Here is a 19,978-nt window from a genome sequence, read left to right on the forward strand (position 1 = left end):
GCTACCGGTTCTGGCTGCCGCTTCAGCGAAGGTGACGAATTTGTCATCCGCCGGACTCGACCGTGTTGGTGTCCGGTTTCTAAAGTTGCGCTCATGCCATTGGGCATGCCCCGGCAGGCGCCGGCGGCCACACCCCCACCAAGGAGCCAATTTCATGAATCTTCGTAAAACCACCGCGCTGTGTGTCGTTGCTGCTGCGATCACGCTGCCCGGAATTTCGTTCGCCTCCTCGGAATGGCACCCCAGCGGCGGTGAGGCGGGTGGCACCTACCATCCGAACCACGTGACCAGCACGAAGACCCGGGCTGCCGTGATTGCCGAGCTTGATGCCGCGCGCAAAGATGGCACGCTGGCCATCATGCAGCGAGGAGGGGCCATCCCTATCAAGAGCACCGGGCCAGGCAAGACGCGAGAACAAGTCGTCAGCGAACTGCGCAACGAGTCCCCCGAGGCGCGCCGCGCTCGCATGCACTCGCACGCGGGTGGTTGAACTTGGCTGCGTTGCCATGCACCTGCAAGTGGCAACGACGCAGTGGTGTCCCTCGTAGCGGGGCTTGCATCCACGCAACGCTGGCATGGCGGCAGGAGGGACGCTTTGAACGCCGGATGTCATGGTCGCGGCGGGGCTGAATTCAGCACGGTGCCAGTTTCATGAACGGGGTTCTGGTGTGGGTGTCGCAACCGCGACCGCCGCACCGGTGCCATCGGCCGGCCCATGCGCTCTCGTCGTGCCGGTCTTGTAGGCCAGCAGCCGCAGCGCATTGATGACCACGATGACGGTCGATCCTTCGTGGAACAGCACCGCTGTGCCGATGTTCAGGCCGAAGATCGTGGCCGGGATCAGCACGGCCACCACGCCCAGGCTGACCCACAGGTTCTGCTTGATGATGCGGCTGGTGCTGCGCGACAGGCCTACCGCAAATGGCAGCTGCGCCAGGTCGTCGGCCATCAGCGCCACATCGGCTGTCTCAAGCGCCACGTCGGAGCCGGCGGCGCCCATCGCGATGCCGACGGTGGCATTGGCCATGGCCGGCGCGTCGTTGACGCCGTCACCGACCATCGCGACCTTGCCGTGCTGCTCGCGCAGCTTCTTGATCGCTTCGACCTTGTGCTCGGGCATCAGGTCGCCGCGCGCCTCGGTCAGGCCAACGGTCTTTGCCACCGCGTCGGCCACCTGCTGGTTGTCACCCGAGATCATGATCAGCCGTTCGATGCCCAGCGCCCGCAGCTCGGCCATGACCCGCGCCGCCACCGGACGCGGCGTGTCCATCACGCCGATGACGCCGAGGAAGCGCGACCCTTGGCGCACCACCATCGTCGTGCGGCCGGCCGCGACGAGCCTGTCATTGGCTGCGCTCACTTCGGCCGTCAGGGCCACATCCGGCAACTCCGAGAACAGCACTGGCTTGCCGATGAGCACACGCTCGCCGGCCACCTGCGCTTCGATGCCGCGCCCGGTGATGCTCTTGACGTCGGCCACCGCGGGCGGCTGCACGCGGCCGGCCAACCGCTCGCGCGCGCCGCTGACCACGGCCGAAGCCAGCGGGTGGTCGCTGCTTTCCTCGATCGCCAGCGCCACCGCCAGCAGTTGATCTTCGGTGACACCAGCCACCGCAACCACGTCGGTCAGCCTGGGCTTGCCTTCGGTCAGCGTGCCGGTCTTGTCGAAGGCAATGGAGGTCAGCGTGCCCAGGTTTTCCAGCGGGCCGCCGCCCTTGACCAGCACCCCACCGCGGCCGGCGCGGGCCACGCCGCTGAGCACCGCGCTGGGCACCGAGATGGCCAGCGCGCAGGGGCTGGCCGCCACCAGCACCGCCATGGCGCGGTAGAAGCTGGCGGCAAAGGGCTCGTCGATCACGACCCAGGCAAACAGCAGCACCACCACCAGCGCCAGGACCAGCGGGACGAAGATGCGTTCGAACTTTTCGGTGAACTGCTGCGTCGGTGAGCGCTGCGCTTCGGCTTCGGTCACCATCTTGACGACGCGCGCCATCGTCGACTGTTCGGCGCGGCGGGCCACCATCACTTCGATGCGCCCGCGCCGTTGATGGTGCCGGCGAACACGCGGCTCTCGGGCCCCACCTTGTCGAAGGCCGCGAGCGCGGCCGTGGCGGCCGCGGCATCGCCGATGGGGCGCTTGTCCACCGGAACGCTTTCACCGGTCACCGGCGCCTGGTTGACGCTCGACGTGCCGACGACCACCACGCCGTCGGCAGGCAAACGTTCGTTGGGCTTGACGATCACCACGTCGCCGAGCTGCAGTTCGGCGACCGCCACCTCCTTCGTGCTGCCGTCGCGGCGCACGACGGCCGTGTCGGGGGCCAGCTCGGACAGCGCCTCGATCGCCTTGCGCGCCCGGCCCATCGCGTAGTGTTCGAGCGAATGGCCCAGGCTGAACAGGAACAGCAGCAGCGCGCCCTCGGCCCACTTGCCCAGCGCCGCCGCGCCCACCGCGGCCACCAGCATCAGCGTGTCGATCTCGAAGCGCTTGGCCCGAAGGTTCTCGATCGCCTCCTTCAGCGTGAAGTAGCCACCGAAGAAGTAGGCCGCGACATAACACGCGGTCGGCAGCCAGCCTGGCGCCGCGCCGAAGCGTTCGATGAGCCAGCCCGCCAAAAGCAAGGCACCCGACAGCGCGGCGAAGATCAGTTCCGACTGTTCGCCCAGCGGCCCGCCGTGGGCGTGGTCGTGGTCGCCACCGGCTTTGCCGGGCTCGCCCTTGGCGTGATCGTGCGCGGCATGATCGTGCTTGCCTTTGGCGTGGTCATGGCCGGCGTGGTCATGGCCGGCGTGCTCATCCGCGGGGGGCGATGGTGGGACATGGGCTGCAGTCGCTGGCGCCGCTGCCGCCACGGCCGCGGGCTTGGCTGCGCGAACGCCCACGGCTTCGGCCTTCGACAGCAGCACGCTCTCGGACACCACCGACCTGTCGTATTCGATCCGTACCGTTCCGGATGCCGACACGTCGGCCTCCAATACGCCCGGCACGCTGCGCAAGGCCTCGGCAGCGCTGCGCGCGGCCCGCGCATGCAGCGTCGCGCCACCGCGGATCACCAGATGTGCAAAACGTTCGGTCAGTTCAGCGCCGGCTGCATGCACCAGCTCGCGCACCCGGGCCAGCGGCAGGGTGGCCGGTTCATAGTGCACGCAGAGCTGGGGCGCGCCGCTCTCGCGGCCGATGACATGCGCCTGAGAGATGCCGGGCCGGCCTGACAGGGCGTCGATGAGGCGGCTGACGCAACGGTCCTGCGCATCGTCTACATCGGGCAGGACCAGCGGCAGGTCCAGGCGCAGCGTTGTTGCTTCGGTCATCGGGGCTGCTCGTTGTTTGTTATGGGGCAGAAGGTTCGCAGGTATCGCGTCACCTCACAGCGCCGGGCGGCGCCGGGATGGCGGCCGTCAGGCGCAGGTTGCCGTCGTATCGGTCGGCGCGGAAGACGATGGCGTCGCCGACCCGGATACGAACCACGAGTGCGGGGTTGAAGTACCGAAACGTCGTCGTCGTGGCGGGCAGGTGGAGATGGGCGATGGGGGCATGCCGCAACGTCACCGTGCCACGTTCGCCGTCGATCCGGATGACCGTGCCGGCGATGAGGTCCGAGGTCGATGCCTGCGCCAGGACTTTGCCAGAACCCCATGGCGCCAGCCCAAGGCAGAGCAGGAGCGTCCTGCGCCGCATCGCAGGCGTGGCGCACACACCGTGCCAGGCGGCGGCATCAGATTCCGGAGCAGGCATCAGTGGCGTCCCCCGCTGTGGCCGCCATGCCCGCCGTGATGGCCATGGCCGCCGCGATGGCCTCCCGCATAGCCGCCGTAGCTGCCGTAGCCCCGGTAGTAGGGCAGGCCACCGTAGTAATGCAAGCCGTCGTAGTACCCGAGGTAGTTGTAGCCCAGGTACAGCGCGCCCGAGTACGCGGTGAGCCGGTAGCGGCCCGACACGATCTTCGCCCTGAGGTCTTGTTCGCCGCGGGCCCGCCCTTGCAGGTAGCGCAGCAGGCCTTCGCTGACGCCCGCAGCACGCTGCTGCTCGAAGTCTTGCGGCGACAGCACGAAGGCGACGCCCCGCGTCTCGATCTCCGCAATCAAGGCTTCGTCGTCCAGCCCCTGCTGCGACATCACGACGACTTCATCCAGACGCAGGCGGGGGGCCTGCGCGTCGGGAGCCTGGGCGGTGGCGCAGCCCGTCAAGGCGACTGCCGAAACCAGCGCGAACAGCGTCAAAAGGTTTTCATGAGAGATCCCCTTGTGATGAACCTTGGGTGCGGCCAGGCCACCGGTTGTTCCGTGGCGTCGTCGAAGAGTGTTCACCGTGTGGCCGCAGTCTCCCGCGTTCTGCGGGCCGCGCGCGCCGCTGCCCACAGGTCGAGCTCGGGCCGGTAAGCCTGCGTCTGCGTGCCGAAGGCGCCCAGCAGCGTATGGAACAGGTTGTCGTGGCTGTAGCTGCCCCCAGCAACCCCTTGCAGAGCGCCGGCACCGAGTTGCAGCCGTTGTGCAGCACCCGCCGACAGCCACGCCATCATCGGGATACCGGTCTGCTCGGCGGGCGCCAGCAGCATGGGCAGCCCGTGCAGGTACACCTTGCCTTCGCCCAGCGATTCGCCGTGGTCCGACACGTACAGCAGCAGGCTGTCCCTGCGGTCGGACTCGCCGGCGAGCCAGTCGATCGTCTGCGCGATCACCTCGCTGGTGTAGGCGATGCCGTTGTCGTAGGTGTTGATCAGCGCCTGGCGCTCGCAGCTCTGGATCTGGTTGGTGTCGCAGGTTGGCGCGAATCGGCGTGCGCCGCTGGGGTAGCGCTTGTAATACGCCGGCCCATGGCTGCCCTTCATGTGCAGCACCACCAGGCTGTCTTTGCCGGTCGCCGGCCCGGTCATGGCGGTCCGGAGGCCGCGCAGCAAGACTTCGTCGAAGCACTCCTCAGGGCCGCAAGGGCCGGCCATCGCGCCTTGACCTGGGAACTGGGTGTCGACGCGCTGGCACACGCCCTTGCAGCCCGAGTTGTTGTCCAGCCAGCGCACGGCGACGCCCGCACGCTGCAGCACATCGAGCGCGTTCTCACGCGCGGCCGCGGCCGCCACCGAAAACCGCTGGGCGCCGAGGTCTGAGAACATGCACGGCAGCGAGGTGGCGGTGTCGGTGCCGCATGACGTGACCTTGTCGAAGTAGACGACGCCCTTGCCGGCCAGCGCCTGGTTCGTCGCCCGGGCATAGCCGCCCAGCGAGAAGTTGGCCGCGCGGGCGGTTTCGCCGACGACCAGCACCACCAGCAGCGGCTTGCGGCTGCCGGCTGCCGCCGGCCGGACGGCATCGGCGCCCACGGTGATGAGCGCCGCCGCCGGCCGAGCGCGGCCTTTCCACAGGCCGACGAAGCCATTGGCCACGTTGGTCGGCGTCAGCAGGTGGCGCAGCTCGCGGTGGTTGCGCGCTGCGGCGGCGTAATCGGCGTAGAAGGCGGCCAGCGCCGCCAGCAGCAGCAGCGTCAGTGCCAGCGCGTGTCTGGCGACACCAGCGGCCACGGTCGGCCAAGGTTGCCGCTTCACCGGCATGGCCAGCAGCAGCGCCGCCGGCAGCAGCCCGCGCCAGGCAAAGTCCCACCACAGCGCAGCCGAAGACAAATCCGCTGCCTCGCGCCAGTCGGTTTCCAGCACGTTGCGGATCATGCCCTTGTCGATCAGCACGCCGTAGTTGCCGATGAAGTGTGCTGCCAGGGCGCTGACGAGCAGCACCGTCGCGAGCAAGGGCTTGCCCACCCAGCGCCAGCACAACATGCGCAAGATCAGACTGAACAGCAGCCACAGCACGGCCGCGAGCGCCACCACAGCCAGAATGCTGCGCGATGAGGACAGGTCCCGAGCGGCCCACAGCGTGCGCCAGAAGCCGGCGTTGTCAACGACGAGCAGCCACAAGGCCGTGGCCCCGCACAACGCGGCAGCCGAGACAGGGCGGATGGAGCGAGGGGTCATCGGGCAGACGTGTTCAGGTTGGTGCAGCCAAACACTGCATTGCGCGTCGTCGCTCGAAAGCAGCAGGGCAGCCATCCCGGCAGGCGCTCCTGACGTTCAGGCCCGTGTCCATGCCACTCTGCAAGAGCTGCTGAACAAGTTCACAACCAGCAGGCGCGCCTGACGTCGGGCCTGTGCCCATGCGGCTGTCCCAAGCGTCGAGCGTGCCAGGGCAATGCCGACGGCCTCCAGAGTCAAGGCCCACGTGGCCGTTTGCGCGGCGGCTTCGACCGTTTCGGCGGTTTGCCCGCAGCTCGGTGCGCGTTCAATCGTTGCTGCAGCCGCTGCGCATAGGGAGGTTCTGGCTTCGGCACGGGCAGGGGGTGACGCTTGCGCCACCAGAGGAACAAGCCGTATCCGACGACGGCTGCGACCACAATGGCCAGCCATATCCACGCCATGGTGATGGCCAGTGCGGTGTCCAACGTCTTGTAGCGCATGGTGCGGCCTTCCTTGCATCGTGGTTCGTGATCGAAGACGAACCCCGGCATCGCCGCGCGACGCAAGATGCCCGGGCGGGGGCACTGGGTCGGTGGCCAAGTTGGCTGAGCCGGCAATCAAGCAGTTGGCCTGACGTCGCAGGCCCGTGCCGGTAACGCGTGAACGCTGGTCGACGGCACTTGCGACGGAGCTACTGCACATCGGCAACCAGTCGCAACTGCGCGACACGATGGCGGCCCTCAGCAACGTCGCCATGTTCGAGTCGGTAGGTGCTGCCCCAGGCCCAGACGGAGCCCACCAGTTCCACGACCCGCACCTCGCCCGCCGCGCCGTTGACCGCCAGTTCGGTCGTGCCCTCGCTCCAGGCGGCGGTGAAGGTGTGCGTGCCGGGCCGCATCCGCAGGCGCACGAAGGACTCGGGCGTCGTCACCACGGGTGCACCACCGTCGACGGTCAGCCGCACCTGGTTGACTGCATCGCCCCACCGCTTGCGAACGACATAGACCGTCAGCAGCCCCGGAGCCGGCTCGAACCGCTTCGCTTGGACCTCGACCGATTCCGGAGGAATCGGCGTTGGCGTGCAGGTCAGCGTGCGTCGATACCACTTTCCGATACCGAAGCAGTACGTTCCATCCGGGTTGGCCGGCTGCATCGGCTTGGTCATGCAGCCTGAACTGGCCAGGGCGACAAGTCCAGTAGCGACGAGCAAGGTTCGACGCGAAACGTGGTCCATGGCCTGGCACCTTCACATGTCACTTGAGTGTGAGCGTGCCGACACGGCGTGCTTGCCGTTCAGCGCCACCTCCGCCAACACCTTGGTGCCTGCGCCGACCTTGAAGCTGCCCTTGGCTTCCGGCTTGTCGCCGATGATTGCCAGTGGCGCTTCGGTCTTGTCGCTGCCGTTGAACACCGTCACCTTGCCGCTGGCACTCGTCAGCTTCATCGGCTTGCCGTGGTCGCTGACGTGGATGACGATCAGCTCCGGCTTGGCGACCAGTTCCATGTCGCCGGCCTTGGTCTCGACAACAACGCCGCCGAACTTGGGCGCAGGGTCTTCGGCGGCATACAGCGCAGTGGCCGGCAGCGCCAGTACTGATGCGGCCAGCAGGGGACTCAGAAACGTCTTCATGGGTAAGTCCTTTCGGCGTTGGGGAACGGCGTTGGGGAACGGGGTTGGCGTCAGTGAATGGCGTCAGTGAATGGCGATGGCCTGCACGAGCTCGGTGACGGTGATCCAGCCGGCAACGGCCTGGCCCGTACGTGCGGAGGCCTGGATGGCAGCGACGATCTCGTCCACTTCACCGTCTTCGCAAAGCAGTTCGAGCTTGTATTCGTTGACCACCTCGTCGCCGAGGTCCATCGCGTAGTGCTGCTCGCCGCTGTCCAGCGGCATGATCGAACCCTTGACGACGTACACGGCCAGGTTGTGACGCCGGCCGGTCCGTTCTCCGCCCCAGGCGGAGGAGTTCTTCAGGGCCGCGATCACGCCGGCGACGCGGCTGCTGTGCACATAGGCTTTGATCTCTTTCATGTCGTGGCTCCTTCGACAACAACGTCGGCACGGTTGCGCCTTTCAGCGCGCAATTCCGACCACTCGTAGATCAACGGCAGCAGCAGCAGCGTGAGCGCCGTCGAGGTGAACAGTCCGCCGACCACCACGGTGGCCAACGGACGCTGCGTCTCTGCACCCACACCCGTGGACAGCAGCATGGGAATCAAGCCGAGGATGGCCACCGACGCCGTCATCAGCACCGGCCGAAGCCGCAGTGCCGCGCCGCGCCGCACGGCATCGCGCACGGACATGCCCTGTCGTCGCTGGTCGTTGAGAAACTCGACCATCACGATGCCATTCAACATCGCCACGCCGAACACGGCGATGAAGCCGATGGCCGACGGCACCGACAGGTACTGGCCGCTGACGAACAGGCCCACGATGCCGCCGATGACCGCGAACGGCACGTTGGCGATGATGATCGTCGCGTGCCGCACCGAGTTGAAGGCGGTGTACAGCAGCATGAAGATCAACCCGATGGTCAGCGGCACGATCACGGCCAGGCGTGCCATGGCCCGCTGCTGGTTCTCGAAGGCACCACCCCACTGCGTGTAGTAGCCGGGCGGGAGCTGGACTGCCTGCTTGAGCGCCGCGTCGGCGTCCTTCACGAAGCCGTCCACGTCACGGCCCTTCACATCCATCTGCAGAACCGAGTACCGCTGCAACGATTCGCGCCGCACGAAGGAATAGCCCTCGTCGAGCTCGATGGTCGCGACCTGAGAGAACGGCACGAGCGCGCCCTCGGCGCTGCGGATCGGTATGGCGCCGATGGTGGCCGGGTCCATGCGGAACTCGTCGGACAGGCGCACCGCGATGTCGAAGCGCTTGGTGCCTTCGATCAAGGTCGAGACCGAGCTGCCCCCGATGCCGGCCTGCACGATTTCCAGAATCTCGTCCGCATTGATACCGTAGCGCGAAGCCGCGTCGCGGTTGACCTTGATGATCAGCTGGGGCTTGCCCTTGTTCGCCTCCGCCGACAAGTCTGCGACACCGGGCACTTTGTCCAGCACACCCTTCATCTGGGCCGTCAGCCTGTCCAGCGTCTCCAGGTCTTCGCCATACAGCTTCAGCGCCAGCGTCGCGCGGACCCCGGAGATGAGTTCCTCGACCCGCGACTGGATCGGTTGCGTCGCTCCGAACACGGCAGTCGGCACGACCTTCTCCATCGCTTCCTGCATCTCTGCGGCGAGCTTGGCGTAGGGCATCTTCTCGGGCCACTCCGACTGCGGCTTGGTGGCGAGGTTGATTTCCATGTAGTTCACGTCGGTGGTCTCGCCGCCTTCGGCGCGCCCGATGGTGGCGAGCACGGAGACCACCTGCGGGAACTGTTTGTGCAGTTCGTCGCTGACGACCTTGGACACCCGGATCGACTCATCGAGTGACGCCGACGGAATATTGGTCACACGAAACTGGATGGTGCCCTCCTGCAGCGTCGGCATGAACTCCTTGCCGAGGAACGGGAACAGAGCCAGGGATGCGACCAACAGGGCCAGGGCAGAGCCGATGACCAGCTTCTTGCGCTCCAGTGCCCAGTCGAGCAGCGGCAGGTAGGCCTTCTTTGCCCAGCGCACGACGAACGTGTCCTTCTCCTCCTTGGGCTTGAGGATCAGCGCAGCGAGCACCGGCACCAGCGTCATCGACAGCAGCAACGATCCGGCCATCGCGAACGTGATGGTCAGCGCCATCGGCTTGAACAGCTTGCCTTCCAGGCCGGTCAGCGAGAACAGCGGCAGGAAGACGACGATGATGATGATGATCGCAAAGCGATCGGGTTGATCACCTCGCGCGCCGCTTCCAGGATCAGGTGCGTCTTGTTGATCGGCTTGCCGGACTCCCGCGCATGCGACAGCAGCCTGAAGGAGTTCTCGACCAGCACCACCGCCCCGTCCACCATCATCCCCGTGCCGATGGCCAGACCGGCCAGCGACATCAGGTTGGCCGAGACGCCGAACTGCTGCATCAGGATGAACGCAATCAGCATCGCCAGTGGCAAGGTGATGATCACGACGATGGCCGAGCGGAATTCACCGAGGAACAGGAACAGGATGACGGCCACCAGGATGGCACCCTCGACCAGCGAACTCTCCGCCGTCCTCAGCGCCTTCTGGACCAGTTCGGCGCGGTCGTAGTTCGGCACCAGCGTCACGCCCTTGGGCAGTGCCGCCTGCGCCACGACCAGCTTGGCCTTCACCGCGTCCACGACGGCCTGCGCGTTCTCGTTGACCCGTGCCAGCGCAATGCCCAGCACGGCCTCCTGGCCGTCCTTGGTGACGGCGCCGAAGCGCGGTGCCGGCGCCTCCTTGACCTGAGCCACGTCGCGCACATAGATCGGCGCACCGTTGCGCTCGGCGACGACAATGCCGGCGATGTCCTTCGTAGTGCTCACCAGCCCCAGGCCGCGCACGAGGTACTGCTCGGAGCCCAGGTTGATCGACTGGCCGCCCACCTGCTTGTTGTTCGCCGTGAGGCGCTCCATCACCTGCTTGAACGACAGGCCGTACTTGATGAGCTGGCGCGGGTCGATCTGCACCTGGTACTGTTTCTGATGGCCGCCCCAGGACACGATGTCGTCGACGCCAGGCGCGGTGCGCAGGATCAACCGCACGGTCCAGTCATGCAAGGTCCGCAGGTCCATCGCGGACAGCTTCTTGTCGGCGGACTCGATCGTGTACCAGAACACCTGACCCAGGCCCGAGCTGTTGGGCCCGAGAACGGGTTCGCCGTATCCCTGTGGCAACCGGCCTTTCACGTCCTGCAGCTTCTCTCCGACGAGCCGGCGTGCGAAGTAGATGTCGACGTTGTCCTTGAAATAGACCGCTACATACGACAGGCCGAACAGCGAAACGGAACGCACTTCCTCGACCCCGGGCAGGCCTGCCATGCCGCCTTCGATGGGCGTGGTGAGCAGTTTCTCGACATCCTCGGCCGCCAAGCCTGGCGACTCGGTGTAGATGCTGACCTGGATTGGTGTGACGTCGGGAAAGGCGTCGACGGGGACTTGGCGAAACGCCTGGACACCGAGGCCGATCACGACGGCGAAGGCGACCAGGACGAGGACTTTGTAGCGCAATGAAGCGTCAACGATGGCATTGAGCATGGTGAGTTTCCTTGGGTCTCAATGCGTCAATGCTCGTCGCCGATTTGCGACTTGAGCAGGCGTGCCTTCAGGGCGTAGGCCCCAGCAGTCACGACCTTCTCGCCCGCGGCAACGCCCGACTTGATGACGGTTCGCCCGGACAGCTTTTCTCCCGGCTCGATGGCCCGCGATTCGAAACCTTCGCCCTTGGCCACAAAGATCGTCGGCTGGCCCTGCAGCAGCAGGATCGCCGCGTCGGGCACCGACAGCGCTTCGCGCTTGGCGCCGTTGGTGTCGATGGTGGCGCTGGCGAACATCTCGGGCTTGAGCCGGCCGTCCTTGTTGTCCACCTCGATGCGTGCCGGCACTGTGCGGCTGTCCTTGTCCAGCAGGCTGGCCACATAGGTCACACGGCCCTTGAACTGCTCGCTGGGATAGGCGGCCACCTTCACGCTGGCTTGCGCGCCCACATGCACCTTGGACAAGGCGTCTTCGGTGAGGTTGGCTTCGATCCACACGCGCGACAGGTCCGCCACCGTGAACAGGGGTGCCGCAGGTGTGCCCAACTCACCGACGATGGCCGTTTTCTGGATGACCGTTCCAGTCAAGGGCGTGCTCAATGGAAACGTGGAGGCGCCCGTGCCCGACTTCACCGAGGCCCCGAGCAGCCGCAGCCGGTCCTCGGCCGCGCGCAGGCTTGAGGACGCCTTCTCCAACTCGGATTTGGCTCGCAGGAACTCGCGCTGCGGGATGATTTCTTCAGCACTCAGGGTCTCTGCGCGCTTGAAGTCGGACTGTGCGACGCGCTGGCTGGACAGCGCCTGCTGCAAAGCCGACTGGGCTTCACCGATGGCCAGGCTGTCGAGGACGGCGAGCGACTGACCGGCTTTTACGGCGTCGCCGAGATTCACTGCGACCGAAATGATCCGACCCTCCACGCGAGGTGCCACGCGCGCAATGCGGTCCTGATTCGGCCGGATGGTGGCGGTGACGGTGATCGAGTCGGCAAAGGCCAGCGACGCCAGCGTCTCCACCTTGACGCCCGCCCGTTGCGCTTCTTCCGCCGACAACTTCAGCCCACCGCCTTCTTTTGCTTCTTCCTTCTTGGGCTCTCCCTTCTCTCCCGCGGCAGCAGAGGAAGCGGCCTTGCCTGTCGCCGCAGTCTCGCCTTTGCCACAGGCCGACAGGCCCAATGCCAGAGCCACTGCCCCGGCGATGGCTGCTAGGCGCAGCCGAGATTGCTGATCAGGCGTGCTCATCGTGAAGTTCCTTCTTGCGACCAGCCGGCCGCGTTTTCAAGTTCGATTCGGGTGGCGTGGTACTCCGCCAGTGCGTCGCCCAGTTCACGCTCGGCGTCGAGCGTCTGGCGGTTGATGACCAGTTGCTCCAGCAGGCCGATCTGGCCGGCCTGGCGCGACTTGGCGGCCAGTTGCTGGTTGTCGGCCGACGCCGGCAGCAAGGTGCGCTGAAGGCGTTGCACCCGCTCGCGCTGGCTGCCGAGCCGGCTCCACAGGCGCCTGACCTGGGCTTCCTGGTCGCGGATGACCACCGCGCGCTCGACTTCCGATGTCGTCACGTCGCTGAGCGCCTGGCCGATGCCGGCCTGGTTGCGCTTGAACAGCGGCAGCGGCATCGACAAGGTCAGCATGGTGACGCGGTCGCGTGCGTTGCCCGGCCCTTCGCGGCCGACGTTGACGCCCACCGTCAGGTCGGGCAAGCGGCTGGCTCGCTCCACGCCCAGCCGGGCGCGTGCCGCGTTTTCGCGGGCAGACAGCGCACGCAACCGCGGCAGGGCCTGCGCGGCGGTGACGAGCTGGTCCAGGCTGTAAGGCAGGCCTGTGCCCAGTTCGGTGGCCAGTTCACCGGCCACCGCGGGCACAGCCGAAGGCGGCAGCTGCAGGGCAGCAGCCAGTTCGCTGCGGGCGTCAAGCCACTGCTCGCGGGCGACGGCCAGCGCATTGCGCGCGCGCTCAGCTTCTACCAGTGCCACGTTGGCGTCGAGCCGCGTGTCCTCACCGGCAGTACGCCGCTTCGCGATGGCCTGGGCCGTGCTGTCGAAGAGGTCCACCGACCGTTGTTCGATCTGGATGCGGCGCTGAATGGCGAGCACGGCGTGGAAGCGCAGGGCGGCGTCACTGCGCGCCTGGCGCCGCGCGTCTTCGATCTCGGCCTGCAGCGCATCCAGCGCAGCGGCCGCAGCTTCGCGGCGCCGGGCCTGCTGGCCACCGATCTCGATGGGCTGGGCGATGCCGACAGACCACCCGTTGCTGCGCTCGTCGGGCGGTGGCGTGATGCGGGTCTGCGTCCTGCGGCGCTCGAGGCTCAGCTCGGGGTTGTTAGCCAGGAGGGTCGACGCCTGCTGCCGCGCGCCTTCGGCAGCGGCCAGTTGGGCCTCGCGCAGCTTGACGGCGGGACTGGCCAATTCGGCCTGTCGCAGCGCCTCGGCGAGTGTCAGTGCAGAGGGTGAGGCCGGCAGCTGTGCGCTGGCAAGGCCATGGGCGGCGGCCAACAGGCAAGCCGTGCAGGCTGCCACCAAAACGGGAAATCGCATCGAATCATCCTTCTGGTCTCACGACAGAAGCGATTCGGAGGCGACGTGGGGGTGTCGTCAGTCAGTCCATGAGTCAGACCACCACGCCGCTGCCGGATCGCGCGGCAGGAGCGGAGACGACTCGATCAGGACGTTGTGGGACGGACGGTACGTACGATGTGTAGCGTGGTTCTCGACAACCCGGAGCGCGGGCCTGGGGCAGCGCATGAATCCCGGGGGCGTTGGCTTGCACGGCCGCGGAGCACCCGAGGTGGCAACTCTCGCAATCGGCGTGGTAGGCGCCCACGGCATCACCCTGGTTGTCCGCGGCCGGTGTGACCTCGCCGCCGGCCTGGTGCTTGTGCTCGTGATGGCCGAAGTGCTTCTTCGCCAGGACGCTGGCTTCATGCGCGCAGTACGGCGCCGCCGAGCCCCAGACGAACTGGAACGGCACGACAAGCAGCAGGAACGCGAACACCCAACGACGCATGACCCGGATTCTAGACTGACAATTTTGGTTGCGGCCCGCAAGACATGCGGTGCGAGCCTTGGCTGATCGCGATTCCCGCCGGAAAGGGCTATCAACGCTACTCCAAGTCGCCTCGAGGCCGCGCCATCCTGATCGAGGGCTATCGACGGAGTCGTGCGGCTGTGAGCAATCCCGGCTCAAAGCCGCGTGGCACGTGCCATCGGTACCCCGGTCAGCATACGGCCCGAGGTTGAGGCTTGTCCGGACGGCTTGGACGCATCGAGACGCGCGGCAATCGCCATCGGCACCCCGGACAGTTTTGCAGGCGTCACCGAGACTTCTGGCAACGAGCGGGCATCGAGTCGCTTGGCAAGGCTCATCGAGACGCCAGTGAGCGGTGTGTCCGACGGCGTAGCCGCCGCGTAAGTTTGAGTGCTCGCAAGAGAGGCGATGGCCAGGACGATCGAGGACGGGTTCATGGGGTGCGGTCTTTCAGCATGGCGCGGCAGCAGGCAAGAAGGCAGGTCAGCCCCGCGCCGGGTTGAGGAGCTCACTTAATCTACGCACCGGCAATCAACAGAAATCTGTCCAGAAGATGACAGGGCGGTCATGTTTCGCGTCAGTGCTGCAGCAGGCGTGGCGCGACCCCTCCAACCTTTTGCGGCACATCGGGGCTGGCGCGCTACGATATTTGCCGAGCGCGGGTTTCCCGGGCTCGCCTGCTTTTCCTCCCTGAGCAGGAGCGTGGTCGCGATGACAGCGGCCAGGCTTCGCGCCTCGGCTTCAGGGCCGGGGCGTTTTCTTTGGCGCACCGAGTGGGGCGTACCAGAGAGAGCCCCACAGCCTTTCGGCCGTGGGGGTGAAGTCAGTCACGCTGCTTCGCGCAGTTCTTCAGTATCGACTTTGGCCGTGCCGGCCTCGTCTTTATCGAGGTCGAGCTGGCTGAGCAGCTGGCGCTGCCTGGTCAGCAGATCCAGTAGTCGGGCTTCGTGCTCGAACGGGCGCTCGAGTTCGAGGCGGATGTCGTCCAGTCGCTTGCGCCTGATCTCCAACTGGGCCTGGCCCGCGGCGTGCTGCTTTGGAATCGACGCCAGCAGATCGACCAGCGCCGCAACGAGTGCCGGGCCGGTCTGGTACGGCGTCGCCTCATACACGCACGCGCCTGACAGGTACAGGCTCGGCACCTCGTCGCCGCGTGCCGTCTTGACGCCCAGCTCGAAACCGCCGAAGCGGCCGACAAGCTGTTCGATCTCGCGGCCCCCTGAACGGACTTCGTCCTTCATTGCCTTGACGATGCCCCGTAGGGCCTCGCCCACGGCATCGGGCCCGACGATCCTTCGGTCGCCGACTTCCATGCACATGCCCTGAAGCGTCTGTGGCTCGATGCGCGCCATGTCCTCGGCGTACAGCGCAAGCTTGCGTTGCTGCGCCTCGATCATCATCGGCAGCCGGCTCACCTCGCTTTCGTTGGCATAGCGCTGGTTGCGCCACACCGAGAACAGCGTTGAGAGCCTGGCCACTTCCGCGTCCACGCCGGCCTTTTCGATGACCAGCGGGTTGCCCGAGGCCAGCGCCTTCACTTCGGCGTACGACAGCGCCGCCAGTTCCACGTCCTCCAGCGACCGGATGCCCTTGTCGCCCTTCATCACCTGGGCGATGAAACGCGCCTTGGTCTCCAAGGTCTGCCACATGTAGCTGTCGAAGCTGCCTTCGGTGACGTAGCGGAAGATCTCCACGTCCTCGCACTCGTTGCCCTGGCGCAGGATTCTTCCCTCGCGTTGCTCGACATCGCAAGGGCGCCAGGGTGCATCGAGGTGATGCAGGGCGCACAGGCGAGTCTGCACGTTGGTACCGATGCCCATCTTGGCCGTGGACCCGAGCAGCACGCGAACCCGTCCCTCGCGCACCGCCTTGAACAACGTTGCCTTCTGGGTGTCGGTCTCCGCGTCGTGCACGAACGCGATCTCTTTCTCCGGGACGCCTGCTTCGACTAGCCGCGCCCGCAAGTCGTCGTACACGCTGAAGACGTGGCCTTGCTTGGGCGACGACATGTCGCAGAACACCAACTGCGCACCGCGGAATGCGGCACTGCGCTCGCGGATCGCCAGCACCTCGCGCAGGCAGGCGGCGACCTTGCCGTTCTCGTCGAAGCCCGTCTGTGGTGCCACCAGCCGGAAGTCCAGCGCCGCCTTGCGGCCGTCGGTGGTGATGGCCAGCATGTTGTCGTCCTGCGGCTTCACGTGGCCGCTGCGGATCGCCTCGGCGCGCTGCACCAGCGTCTGCACAAAGGCCTTCAGCGCCTTGCTGGCCGGGCAGGCCACGATGCGAGGCTTGCCGCCCCTGAGCTTGGGTACCGGCAGGTTCAACATCTCGGCAGTGCGGATGTCGGCCACTTCGCCGAACACCGCCATCAACTCCGGCACGTTGATGAAACGCGCGAACCGGGTGTGCATGCGGTAGCCGCTGCCGTCCGGTGCGATCTCCAGCGCCGTGACGTTTTCGCCAAAGGTGGCGGCCCAGGCGTCGAACTGCTGCAGCCCGAGTTCCTCCAGCCGTCGCGGCTGCAGGTAACGCATCATGGTGTGGATCTCGGCCATGGTGTTGGCCACCGGCGTCGCCGTCGAGAACACCACGCCGCGTTGCGCCGGTCCTTTCGAATCCGCGTGAACCTGCATCGTGTAGCGCGTCTTCAGGTACAGATCGAAGGCACGCTCCGAGTTGCTCATCGGCAGACCCGCCACGCGGGTCATCTTCGTGAACCGGTACAGGTTCTTGTGCAGGTGGGCTTCGTCGACGAACAGGCAGTCGATGCCCAGTTGCTCCCAGGTCAGCAGGTCGTCCTTCTTCTTGTCGGCCAGCAGTTTCTCCAGCCGCACCGCCCAGTTCTTCTTCATGGCCTCGAGTTGCTTGACGATCCGGTTGCCCCGGTCGTTGCTCCTCTCGGCCCTCACCGCCATCTCGATTTCCATGATGATGTCCTTGATGAATTTCTCCGTGAATTGCGGTGACACCTTGATGCGCTCGAAGCTCGAATGCGTGATGACGACCGCGTCCCAATCTCCCGTCGCGATGCGCGACACCAGTTCCCGTCGGCGGTCGCCTTCGAGGTCTTCCTTGCCGGCCATCAGCACCGCCGCGTTTGGATAGAGCCGCACGAACTCGGCCGTGTACTGCGCCAACATGTGGTTGGGCACCACATGGCAGGGCTTGTTGACGAAGCCCAGCCGGCGCAACTCCATGCCCGCTGCCACGCACACCGCCGTCTTGCCGGCACCCACGACGTGGAACAGCCCCGTGTTGCCGGACTGCACGACACGCCAGATGGCGTCCTTCTGGTGCGGGTGCAGCTCGAAGCAGCGGGAGAACCCCGGCAGCTTCAGGTGCGCACCATCGAACTGCCGCTGCCGGGTGGCGTTGAACAGATCGTTGTAGATGCGGCAGAGCTTCTCTCTCCGCGTCGCATCGTCGAAGGCCCAGAGCGCGAACCGTTCTTTGATCAGGCCCAGCTTCTCGCGTGCGGCCAGGGTCTCGTCGGGATTGACGATGTACTTGTCGGTCTCCGGGTCGCGGTCGCGCACCGTCGGCACCTGCACGTTCAGCGCGCACTGCACCAGCTCGATCGCGTTCATGCGCGAGGTGCCGAACTCCTGCGTCACCTTGACGTTCTGGCGCGCGTCCCAGTCGCGGTAGCGCACCGACCAGGCGCCAGCTTGCGCCGAGTAGCCCACTTCGCAATCCTTCAGCTCCAGAACCTCCTGGACGAAGGTCTCGACCTCAACCGCCGGGATCCACACCGCCCCGAGCCGTGGCTCGATGGCGGCCGGCAGCAGGTCTTCCGGCTGCACCTGTTCCAGCGCCTCGATGTTGCGGCGGCATGCCGCACCCGACAGCAGCGCCTGCTTCAACTTCTCCTTGACGTTGCCCGACAAGTACTCGTCGGCCGTCTTCCACCGGCTGTCAGCCGGGTCCAAGAACACCTGACCGGCTTCGGCCAGCGCGTCCAGCACCGCCTGTTCCGGCGCCGACAGCAGCCGCGCCATGTAGGCCGGATCGACCCGCCCGCGCCACTGCATCGACGCGGCCAGCGCCTCGGTGGGTTCGCCCGCGACCGTCGGTTCGACCACGCGCGCCAGGGTGCGCCGCGTGAACAAGGCCGCCTTGCTGGCCCGGTCCGACTCTTCGTCGTAGTGCTCCAGCGACAGCAGCAGCGGATAGTCCGGGTCGCGCCGGAAGGCCAGCGCGTTGGCCCGTGTGGACAGGCAGCCGTGCCTTGCGACAAAGCGGTCGTAGCTGCCGTTGAGCAGCACCCTCAGGTGGGCGACCTGGCTGGCGCTGTCGTCCCTCAGCTGGGCATTGAGCAGTGCCCGGGCCTGGTCGCGGATGGCACACAGGCCGACGATCCGCGCACGCTGCGTGCCGTTGAGCTGGTCATGCACGTCAACCATTTCGGCACCCTCGGCGCGATGCACCCGCCCATGGTGAAGGCGGTAGCTGCCGGGCTTGGCGCCGCCGGTGGGTGGCACCGTCGTGCGCTCCACGCTCTTGTCGGCGACCGCCGCGCGGTACACGTCTGTCGGCAGTAGGCTGATTCGCTCCGTGAGGGCGGCGGCGAGGTCGCCTTCGAACACGGCCGTCGCTACGGCCTCGTAGCCATTGCTCTCGGTCCGGATGCTGCCGATGCAGAACTCCGGGTGTTGCGCATACCAGGCATTGATCTGCAGGTACCGCTCGTGGCAGTGCGGATGGCGCAGGGCATCCGGCACGATGGACAGCTTCAGCCACTCGCCGCCGACCGCTTCCCCGGGCTCCCGCTTGCGCAGGAACAGGATGTCGGTCTGCACGCCTGTGGACGCGATGTCGGCAAAGGTGCCCTGGGGCAACCGGATGGCGCCCAGCAGGTGGGCCTGCGCGCCGATGTACTGGCGAGCAGCGTCGTCCATGGCATCCATCGTGTAGCTGGTGGTGATGAAACACACCAGCCCGCCGGGCCGCACCAAGTCCAGCGCGCGGCCGAAGAAGTAGTTGTGGATGCTGAAGCGGGCGTAGGCCCGGTTGCTCAGGTCGGCGACCTTGTACTTGCCGAAGGGCACGTTGCCGATCACGATGTCGAACCAGTTGTCCGGCAGCGGTGCTTTCTCGAACGGCGCGATGCGTACATCGACGCCGCCGGGCGCATAGAGCGCGGTCAGTACTCTTCCCGACAGCCGGTCGATCTCGATGGCCGTCACCTGGCTGCTCACGGCCATTGCGCGGGGCATGGCACCGATGAAGTGGCCGATGCCGGCGGCGGGCTCAAGGATGCGCCCGCCGGTGAGGCCGAAACGTTCGATGGCTTGCCACATCGCCTCGATCACGTGGATCGGGGTGTAGTGGCTGTTGTTCACCGAGGCCCGGGCCGACTCGTATTCGTCGTCGCTCAGCAGGCCGCGCAGCTGCTCGGCGCGCCGGGCCCAGGCCTTGTCGTCGCCTTCGCGGTTGAAGCTGGCCGGCAGGCCGCCCCAGCCGGTGTAGCGCACGAGCCGGCTGCGCTCGGCCGTGAAGGGTGCTCTGTCATGGCATTCGACATGCCGCAGCGTGGCAATGGCATCCACGTTCGCATCGAACTTGGCCACGGCGCCACCCAGCTTGTCGAGGTCGGCTTGTCTCAATGCCGGCCACAGGGTGCGTGGTGCGGATTCGGTGACGACCCCCGCGACGCGCCAGGAGGTGTGGTGCGAGGTGTTGTTTGCTGTCTCCGTCAGCTCGTCGCGGGGCTCCGCCGACGGGTCGGCGGCCTGCGCTTGGGTCTCAAGGCATGAAGCAAGTGGCTCGGTGGCGTCCAAGGGCTCGGGGTCGAACCCGGGCAGCCACAGGGAAGGCGCGGTGAAGCGGGCCATGGGCGTGTTCTCCAGATGAATGGGAGAGACAC

General features: G+C 66.5%; 15 protein-coding genes and 1 pseudogene. 1 reads left to right on the plus strand and 15 read right to left on the minus strand.

Features of this window, described 5'->3' with window-relative positions; all coding sequences use genetic code 11:
* Positions 1-154: 154 nt before the first annotated feature.
* Positions 155-490, plus strand: a complete 336-nt coding sequence (locus tag Y694_RS00910) for a DUF4148 domain-containing protein (RefSeq protein ID WP_036228996.1) — start codon at positions 155-157, stop codon at positions 488-490.
* Between the two features lie 159 nt (positions 491-649).
* Here Y694_RS00910 and Y694_RS00915 read toward each other — a convergent pair.
* The 15 genes and pseudogenes from Y694_RS00915 to Y694_RS00970 all read right to left on the minus strand — a co-directional run bounded on the left by Y694_RS00915 (position 650) and on the right by Y694_RS00970 (position 19,946).
* Positions 650-3,312 (minus strand): annotated as a pseudogene (locus Y694_RS00915) (heavy metal translocating P-type ATPase).
* Between the two features lie 49 nt (positions 3,313-3,361).
* A complete protein-coding gene (locus Y694_RS00920) occupies positions 3,362-3,736 on the minus strand; it encodes a copper-binding protein (protein ID WP_231497451.1) in 375 nt (124 codons plus the stop codon).
* Positions 3,736-4,221 carry a hypothetical protein gene (locus Y694_RS00925; protein WP_036228999.1) on the minus strand — a complete coding sequence of 162 codons (486 nt, stop codon included), beginning with the start codon at positions 4,219-4,221 and terminating at the stop codon, positions 3,736-3,738. Before Y694_RS00925 ends, Y694_RS00920 begins: the two co-directional genes overlap by 1 nt.
* 83 nt (positions 4,222-4,304) lie before the next feature.
* Positions 4,305-5,963, minus strand: a complete 1,659-nt coding sequence (locus Y694_RS00930; RefSeq protein WP_161727929.1) for a phosphoethanolamine transferase — start codon at positions 5,961-5,963, stop codon at positions 4,305-4,307.
* 233 nt (positions 5,964-6,196) lie between these two features.
* Complete coding sequence (locus tag Y694_RS23975) at positions 6,197-6,442, minus strand: hypothetical protein (protein WP_152543356.1); 246 nt, start codon at positions 6,440-6,442, stop codon at positions 6,197-6,199.
* A 191-nt stretch (positions 6,443-6,633) separates the two neighbouring features.
* The gene (locus tag Y694_RS00935) at positions 6,634-7,176 is read right to left on the minus strand and encodes a hypothetical protein (RefSeq protein WP_155935770.1); all 543 of its coding nucleotides are present in this window, start codon (positions 7,174-7,176) and stop codon (positions 6,634-6,636) included.
* Positions 7,177-7,188: 12 nt separating this feature from the next.
* Positions 7,189-7,572, minus strand: a complete 384-nt coding sequence (locus tag Y694_RS00940) for a hypothetical protein (RefSeq protein WP_036229002.1) — start codon at positions 7,570-7,572, stop codon at positions 7,189-7,191.
* A 63-nt stretch (positions 7,573-7,635) separates the two neighbouring features.
* The gene (locus tag Y694_RS00945; RefSeq protein ID WP_036229008.1) at positions 7,636-7,974 is read right to left on the minus strand and encodes a P-II family nitrogen regulator; all 339 of its coding nucleotides are present in this window, start codon (positions 7,972-7,974) and stop codon (positions 7,636-7,638) included.
* A complete protein-coding gene (locus tag Y694_RS26385) occupies positions 7,971-9,752 on the minus strand; it encodes an efflux RND transporter permease subunit (protein ID WP_310732185.1) in 1,782 nt (593 codons plus the stop codon). The genes Y694_RS00945 and Y694_RS26385 overlap by 4 nt, the downstream gene beginning before the upstream one ends.
* The gene (locus tag Y694_RS26390; RefSeq protein WP_255343756.1) at positions 9,710-11,092 is read right to left on the minus strand and encodes an efflux RND transporter permease subunit; all 1,383 of its coding nucleotides are present in this window, start codon (positions 11,090-11,092) and stop codon (positions 9,710-9,712) included. Before Y694_RS26390 ends, Y694_RS26385 begins: the two co-directional genes overlap by 43 nt.
* A gap of 26 nt (positions 11,093-11,118) precedes the next feature.
* Positions 11,119-12,330, minus strand: a complete 1,212-nt coding sequence (locus Y694_RS00955; RefSeq protein ID WP_051495467.1) for an efflux RND transporter periplasmic adaptor subunit — start codon at positions 12,328-12,330, stop codon at positions 11,119-11,121.
* Entirely contained in the window at positions 12,327-13,622 is a 1,296-nt protein-coding gene (locus tag Y694_RS00960; protein ID WP_081771162.1) for a TolC family protein, read from the minus strand. The genes Y694_RS00955 and Y694_RS00960 overlap by 4 nt, the downstream gene beginning before the upstream one ends.
* 73 nt (positions 13,623-13,695) lie before the next feature.
* Positions 13,696-14,091 carry a cation efflux protein, CzcI family gene (gene czcI, locus Y694_RS22255; RefSeq protein ID WP_051495471.1) on the minus strand — a complete coding sequence of 132 codons (396 nt, stop codon included), beginning with the start codon at positions 14,089-14,091 and terminating at the stop codon, positions 13,696-13,698.
* A gap of 176 nt (positions 14,092-14,267) precedes the next feature.
* Positions 14,268-14,549 carry a hypothetical protein gene (locus Y694_RS23980; RefSeq protein ID WP_152543358.1) on the minus strand — a complete coding sequence of 94 codons (282 nt, stop codon included), beginning with the start codon at positions 14,547-14,549 and terminating at the stop codon, positions 14,268-14,270.
* Positions 14,550-14,939: 390 nt separating this feature from the next.
* Positions 14,940-19,946, minus strand: coding sequence for an Eco57I restriction-modification methylase domain-containing protein (locus tag Y694_RS00970; RefSeq protein WP_036229010.1), 5,007 nt, complete (start codon positions 19,944-19,946; stop codon positions 14,940-14,942).
* Between the last annotated feature and the right edge of the window lie 32 nt (positions 19,947-19,978).

The sequence above is a fragment of the Methylibium sp. T29-B genome (genome assembly GCF_000576225.1).
GTDB classification, from domain to species: Bacteria; Pseudomonadota; Gammaproteobacteria; order Burkholderiales; family Burkholderiaceae_C; genus Methylibium; species Methylibium petroleiphilum.